This window comes from Mesorhizobium sp. P5_C1 (genome assembly GCF_054049815.1).
In genome coordinates this window covers 1-5,927 of sequence record NZ_JBFULQ010000350.1, presented here as the reverse complement: position 1 = coordinate 5,927, position 5,927 = coordinate 1, and the positions used below count along the sequence as shown (strand labels likewise).

Genomic DNA, 5,927 nt, shown 5'->3' with positions numbered 1-5,927 from the left:
CGGCAAGTGCTCGCCACACCGCAAAGCGAGGATTCCCGTGAGAGCCAGCCTGAAGCAGAAGATACTGGAGGTCTGTGATCGCAAGATTTCCGAGAAAGGGCCTGGCGTCGGCGTATCGTTCTACGCGTTCTTCGCCAACAGGAACGACGACCCCGACCTTTTGATGGAAGCCGCCGAATGGTGGATCAGAACCCACCGCCTCGACCATTTTGAAAAGGCTGAAAAGATACGCACCATGGTCGAGAAGATGGATCCTTGATCTTCGTTTCCATGGATGTCGTTGTCTCAAAACCGGGGCGGTTTTGAGCGGCATGCACTAGGCTGATCAGCCGAAATCGGCGGCCGTCAGCACGTACATGCTCTTGCGGGTGCGGTCGTAGGCCTTCGATGCCACGTCGCGGATGGCGCTGCTCTCGGTATCGAATGTGGCGAGATAGCCGGCTTCATTGGTCGCGGTCGCCGGCTGCATCCTGGTCATCGCATCGGCGGCGACAGAGAAGGAGATCTGGAACATGCCGTCATGGCCAACGAAACGGATGCGCTTGCCGGCTTCGTCATAGCTGCGGCTGCGGTTGGGGAAGGTCAGGCTCATGTCTTGGCCTCCGTGGCTTTCTTGACCACCCGCTTCTTCTTCGGCGTCGGGTTCAGCGCTTCGGCGACGCGGTCTGCCTCTTCCTTGGCCAACCGCAGCTCCCGCAGCCTTGCGGTCTTGATCTCCCTGGCCCTTGCCTCGGACATGTACTCGGCGGTTGCCTTGTTGCGCTCCGCCGTTTTCTTCTGCTTGTCGACAAAGCGGGCTTCAGCTTTTTCCATGATCGTCTGATTGCCTTCGGCCATCGAAGAAATCTCCCTTGTGCCTGAAATCGTGAAAACGAACTTGWCCGATAAATAGGCACTCAATCGGCAAAATTCAATTTTTTGAATTATTTGACCAATCGGCGATATCACGAAACGGCTAACCAAAATAATACTTTTGAATATTTAATTCCGGCGGCGAATAATTTTTGGCACTCCTATCTATCGAGTGCCAACGCGTCTATATAGGACGGGCGTGGCCGCCTGTGCCGGCCCCAGAAAGAAGTTCCCATGAAATTTCGGCCACTCCACGACCGCGTTGTCATTCGTCGCGCTGAAGGCGATACCAAATCCAAGGGCGGCATCATCATCCCCGACAATGCCAAGGAAAAGCCGCAGGAAGGCGAAGTCATCGCCGTCGGCCCCGGTGCACGCGACGAAAGCGGCGCGCTGATCGCACTCGACGTCAAGGCCGGTGACTTCATCCTGTTCGGCAAATGGTCGGGCACCGAGGTCAAGATCGACGGCGAGGACCTGCTGATCATGAAGGAAGCCGACATCATGGGCGTCATCGAGAAGGCCGTCGAGGCCAAGAAGGCCGCCTGACCATATGAGGAGCCGGCCTTTGCCAGGCTCCGGCGAGCGGTTCACTCCACCACGCGAACGGGATTAAAAAAATGTCTGCCAAGGAAATCAAATTCTCCACCGATGCACGCGACCGCATGCTGCGCGGCGTCGAGATCCTCACCAATGCGGTGAAGGTCACGCTCGGCCCCAAGGGCCGCAACGTCATCATCGACAAGGCCTATGGCGCGCCGCGCATCACCAAGGACGGCGTCACCGTCGCCAAGGAAATCGAGCTTGCCGACAAGTTCGAGAACATGGGCGCGCAGATGGTGCGCGAAGTGGCTTCGAAGACCAACGACCTCGCCGGTGACGGCACCACCACCGCCACGGTGCTGGCTGCCTCGATCCTGCGCGAAGGCGCCAAGCTGGTCGCTGCCGGCATGAACCCGATGGACCTCAAGCGCGGCATCGACCAAGCGGTCACCGCCGTGGTTGGGGAAATCAAGGCGCGGGCCAAGAAGGTCAAGTCGTCGGCCGAGATCGCGCAGGTCGGCACCATCGCCGCCAATGGCGATGCCAGCGTCGGCGAGATGATCGCCAAGGCGATGGACAAGGTCGGCAATGACGGCGTCATCACCGTCGAGGAAGCCAAGACCGCCGACACCGAACTCGACGTCGTCGAGGGCATGCAGTTCGACCGCGGCTATCTCAGCCCGTATTTCGTCACCAACGCCGACAAGATGCGCGTCGAGCTGGAAGAGCCCTATGTGCTCATCCACGAGAAGAAGCTCGGCAATCTGCAAGCCATGCTGCCGATCCTCGAAGCGGTGGTGCAAAGCGGCAGGCCGCTGCTGATCATCTCCGAGGACGTCGAGGGCGAGGCGCTCGCCACGCTGGTCGTCAACAAGCTGCGTGGCGGCCTCAAGGTTGCAGCCGTCAAGGCGCCGGGCTTCGGTGATCGCCGCAAGGCGATGTTGGAAGACATCGCCGTGCTCACATCAGGCCAGATGGTTTCCGAGGATCTCGGCATCAAGCTCGAGAACGTCACCATCGAGATGCTCGGCCGCGCCAAGCGCGTGCTGATCGAGAAGGACACGACCACGATCATCGACGGCGCCGGCACCAAGGCCACCATCCAGGCGCGCGTCGCCCAGATCAAGGGCCAGATCGAGGAGACCACCTCGGACTACGACAAGGAAAAGCTGCAGGAGCGGCTGGCCAAGCTCTCCGGCGGCGTTGCCGTCATCCGCGTCGGCGGCGTCACCGAGTCGGAAGTCAAGGAAAAGAAGGACCGCATCGACGACGCGCTGAATGCGACGCGCGCGGCGGTTGAAGAAGGCATCGTGCCCGGCGGCGGCGTGGCTCTGCTGCGCGCAAGGTCGGCGCTTGCGGGTCTCGCCGGCGCCAATGACGATGTCACGGCAGGCATCTCGATCGTGCTACGGGCTCTTGAAGCGCCAATCCGGCAGATCGCCGAGAATTCCGGCGTCGAAGGCTCGATCGTGGTCGGCAAGCTCACCGACAGCAAGGACCACAATCAGGGCTTCGACGCCCAGAACGAGGTCTATGTCGACATGATCAAGGCAGGTATCGTCGATCCGGCGAAAGTGGTGCGCACCGCACTGCAGGATGCCGGCTCGATCGCGGCTTTGCTGATCACCGCTGAAGCCATGATCACCGACATCCCGGCCAAGGATGCCGCACCTGCAGGCAATGGCGGCGGCATGGGCGGCTACTAAAGTTTCAGGTGATGCCGGCCTGTTCGGAAACCACCGTTTTCGACTCAGCCTGACCTGAATCYACGCCGGTTCTAGGATATTACCGCCGGGGGCAGTCTCCCCCGGCGCGCAGGCCTCTAGCCCAGGAGACGGATGCATGATCACGTTCGTGCAGAAGCCAGAGACGGTCGTTACGACCGAAATCACCGAGGAAAGCCGCTTCGACCGCATCCGCAGGATTGCCGCCGACAAGCACAAGAAATCCGATTCCGACACGGCAGCGCCTTCAAAGAGCGAGCCCAAACGCCCGATGTGAGCACTGCGGCGCCGTCGCTGCTTGCGCGCAACGCCAGTATCACATAGCGCGTCAGCGGCGCGGGCCCATCGCGCCGGCCGAGCGCGTCCAGCCAGTTCCTGTAGGCGGTGTCGGGGTGTCCGGTATTGTCATTATATTAGCTTCAGCGCATATTTGGCAGGCAGTGGGCCCTTGGCCGTCAAGGCGTCCAAGGGCGCCTGCAGTTGCTACCGAAAAAATCACTCCGTGTCGGCTCGAATTTGTCGAGCAGTCACGAGACAATGACATTGGGAGGAATAGTCATGAAAGTGACCATATTGGCAAGCTATGCGCCTCACGCCGCCAAAGGATTGATGCAGGGGTCAGACAGGCAAGCTGCGGTCAAGGCGCTTTTTGAAAGCGTTGGCGGCAAGATGACCAGCGTGATGTTCACGCGCGGCATTTATGACGTCGTCGTCAATGGCGAGGTGCCGGACCAGGTCGCAGGGATGGGCATATCCCTTGCGGTGCGAGCGAGCGGCTCGCTGACAGATATGGTTGTACTGGAAGAACTCGATATGAAGGCAGTGCTCGCGGCTGCCAACAAGGCTGCTGGCGCGTACAAGCCCGCCGGCTGATGGACTTGCCTTCTTGATCAAGGCAGCACGGTTCGATGGACGTGCCGTGCTGCCGAGTATCGGACCGGGCATCCTTCTCGCGACTTTCGCAGCGACCGGAATTCACGCTAGTATCGTCCGGTGGTCGTTTGGTGCAGAGAGTTGCGGAAACGAAACCGCGATCCTCGATACGGAGACAAGTCATGTTTGCGGCCAAGGCCATCGACACCTCGGACAAGGCTGCGTTCTACCGCGACCTCGCCGCGCAACTGAAGGCGCTGCTCGAGGGCGAACGCGATTCGATCGCCAACGCCGCCAACGCCGCGGCGCTGATTTTCCAAATGGTGCCCGACCTCAACTGGGCCGGCTTCTACTTCCTGCAATCCGACGAGGAGATGGTGCTCGGTCCCTTCCAGGGTAAGCCAGCCTGCGTGCGCATCGCGGTCGGCAAGGGCGTCTGCGGAACAGCGGTTGAACTCGGCACCTCGATGCTGATCGAGGACGTGCATGATTTTCCCGGCCACATCGCCTGCGATGCCGACTCGCGTTCGGAGCTGGTCGTGCTGCTCGAGGACGATGACGGCGTCTTCGGCGTGCTCGATCTCGACAGCCCGTTGCCCGGCCGCTTCGACAAGGCCGACCAGGCCGGCATCGAGACGCTGGCGGCGATCTATGCCGCCGCGAGCTCTTTCGAGGACTGAAGGTTCGAACGCCCTAGAGCGCCTCAGACGAGCTTCACCAGCATCAGGCTGAAGCAGCCGATGAACAGGAAGGCCGAGAAGGCCAGCGCCAGCGGGCGCAGGCCGCGCGAGCGCAGCTGTGAAATGTCGGCCTGCAGGCCCATGGCGGCCAGCCCCATGGTCAGCATGACGGTGGTGGCGAGTGCCATCGCCGACTTCACTTCGGCCGGCACGGTGACGAGGCTGTTCAAAGCCACGACCGCGACGAAGGCGGCGACAAACCAGGGCATGGGCGGCCGTGCCGCCGACTGATTGCTGCTTTTGCGGCGCGCCATCAGGCCGAGCGCGATGACCATCGGCGCCAGCATGGCGACGCGGGTCAGCTTGGCGACGGTGGCGATCTCGCCGGACTGGGTGCCGTTCTGGAAGCCGGCGCCGATCACTTGCGCCACCTCATGGATCGAGGCGCCGGCCCACAGGCCGAAAGCGTGCTGGTCGAGGCCGAAGACGGGCGCCAGTAGCGGGAAGCCGAGCATGGCGACGGTGCCGAACAGCGTGATTGAGGCGACGGCGTAGGTGACGTCCTCATCGCGCGCATCGGTGACGATGTTGGTGGCGACGATGGCCGAGGCGCCGCAGATCGAGGTACCGGCGGCGATCAGCTGCGCCAGCTTGGCGTCGACGCCGATCAGCCGGCCGAGCGTGATGGTGAAGAGGAAGGTGGAGCCAAGCGTCAGCGCCACGATGCCGACGCCGCCGGCGCCGATCGACACCACCTGGCCAAGCGTCAGCTGGAAGCCGAGCAGCACGATGGCGAAGCGCAGCAGCCGGCGCTGCGAAAACGCGATGCCGGCCTTGGCGTGGGCGGGGGTGCCGAGCACGTTGGAATAGATCATGCCGGCGACGACAGCGAGGATCATCGGGCTGAAGAGAGCGAAGCCGGACACATTGCGGGCCGAGAAGGCGACGCCTGTGATCATCGCGACCAGCACGATGCCGGGCACAACGCCGTTCCACACCGAATTGAGGGACTTTCGTCCTTGGGCGAGTTCGGCGGAAATCAGGCCATTCGGAATATCGTTCGCGATGTGGGTAAGGGTAGACAATGCAATGCTCCAGGCGGGTATGCCGGAGGAATGCCATTCCTGAACCGATCTTTCCAACGAATTATTTTCGTTAGAATGATCGATTTTTGCGAACGGTTGCTTTTCATTGCGGAAGCCGCCGCTGTACTCATCCCCTATAGCTGCGCTTCGATGGCCGCCTTGTCGATGAC

General features: G+C 61.6%; 9 protein-coding genes. 6 read left to right on the top strand and 3 right to left on the bottom strand.

Annotation, left to right across the window (positions count from 1 at the left end; translation table 11 throughout):
- Positions 1 to 37: 37 nt before the first annotated feature.
- Complete coding sequence (locus ACXJ7R_RS22750; protein WP_457153815.1) at positions 38 to 259, top strand: DUF6500 family protein; 222 nt, start codon at positions 38 to 40, stop codon at positions 257 to 259.
- Positions 260 to 325: 66 nt separating this feature from the next.
- On the opposite strand, the gene ACXJ7R_RS22745 is transcribed toward ACXJ7R_RS22750, so the two are convergent.
- Together ACXJ7R_RS22745 and ACXJ7R_RS22740 are read right to left on the bottom strand one after the other, a co-directional pair.
- On the bottom strand, positions 326 to 592 hold the full coding sequence (locus ACXJ7R_RS22745) for a DUF1488 domain-containing protein (RefSeq protein ID WP_457153814.1): 267 nt from the start codon (positions 590 to 592) through the stop codon (positions 326 to 328).
- Complete coding sequence (locus tag ACXJ7R_RS22740) at positions 589 to 837, bottom strand: hypothetical protein (protein WP_457153813.1); 249 nt, start codon at positions 835 to 837, stop codon at positions 589 to 591. Before ACXJ7R_RS22740 ends, ACXJ7R_RS22745 begins: the two co-directional genes overlap by 4 nt.
- Before the next feature lie 249 nt (positions 838 to 1,086).
- On the opposite strand from ACXJ7R_RS22740, the gene ACXJ7R_RS22735 reads away from it, so the two are divergent.
- The 5 genes from ACXJ7R_RS22735 to ACXJ7R_RS22715 all read left to right on the top strand — a co-directional run bounded on the left by ACXJ7R_RS22735 (position 1,087) and on the right by ACXJ7R_RS22715 (position 4,672).
- Positions 1,087 to 1,401: a co-chaperone GroES gene (locus tag ACXJ7R_RS22735; protein ID WP_379020208.1), complete on the top strand. Its 315-nt coding sequence runs from the start codon at positions 1,087 to 1,089 to the stop codon at positions 1,399 to 1,401.
- A gap of 71 nt (positions 1,402 to 1,472) precedes the next feature.
- Entirely contained in the window at positions 1,473 to 3,101 is a 1,629-nt protein-coding gene (gene groL / locus ACXJ7R_RS22730; RefSeq protein ID WP_457153812.1) for a chaperonin GroEL, read from the top strand.
- A gap of 136 nt (positions 3,102 to 3,237) precedes the next feature.
- Entirely contained in the window at positions 3,238 to 3,396 is a 159-nt protein-coding gene (locus ACXJ7R_RS22725; RefSeq protein WP_167458376.1) for a hypothetical protein, read from the top strand.
- Positions 3,397 to 3,677: 281 nt separating this feature from the next.
- Positions 3,678 to 3,992 carry a GYD domain-containing protein gene (locus ACXJ7R_RS22720; RefSeq protein ID WP_095091143.1) on the top strand — a complete coding sequence of 105 codons (315 nt, stop codon included), beginning with the start codon at positions 3,678 to 3,680 and terminating at the stop codon, positions 3,990 to 3,992.
- 182 nt (positions 3,993 to 4,174) lie between these two features.
- Positions 4,175 to 4,672, top strand: coding sequence for a GAF domain-containing protein (locus ACXJ7R_RS22715; RefSeq protein WP_457153811.1), 498 nt, complete (start codon positions 4,175 to 4,177; stop codon positions 4,670 to 4,672).
- A 23-nt stretch (positions 4,673 to 4,695) separates the two neighbouring features.
- Here the strand turns inward: ACXJ7R_RS22715 and ACXJ7R_RS22710 are convergent, their stop codons facing one another.
- On the bottom strand, positions 4,696 to 5,757 hold the full coding sequence (locus ACXJ7R_RS22710) for a YeiH family protein (RefSeq protein WP_457153810.1): 1,062 nt from the start codon (positions 5,755 to 5,757) through the stop codon (positions 4,696 to 4,698).
- Positions 5,758 to 5,927 lie beyond the last annotated feature (170 nt).

Coding starts and splice junctions, on each gene's coding strand:
- groL (WP_457153812.1), top strand. CDS start 1,473: ATGTCTGCCAAGGAAATCAAATTCTCCACCGATGCACGCGACCGCATG.
- ACXJ7R_RS22725 (WP_167458376.1), top strand. CDS start 3,238: ATGATCACGTTCGTGCAGAAGCCAGAGACGGTCGTTACGACCGAAATC.
- ACXJ7R_RS22745 (WP_457153814.1), bottom strand. CDS start 592: ATGAGCCTGACCTTCCCCAACCGCAGCCGCAGCTATGACGAAGCCGGC.
- ACXJ7R_RS22735 (WP_379020208.1), top strand. CDS start 1,087: ATGAAATTTCGGCCACTCCACGACCGCGTTGTCATTCGTCGCGCTGAA.
- ACXJ7R_RS22715 (WP_457153811.1), top strand. CDS start 4,175: ATGTTTGCGGCCAAGGCCATCGACACCTCGGACAAGGCTGCGTTCTAC.
- ACXJ7R_RS22740 (WP_457153813.1), bottom strand. CDS start 837: ATGGCCGAAGGCAATCAGACGATCATGGAAAAAGCTGAAGCCCGCTTT.
- ACXJ7R_RS22720 (WP_095091143.1), top strand. CDS start 3,678: ATGAAAGTGACCATATTGGCAAGCTATGCGCCTCACGCCGCCAAAGGA.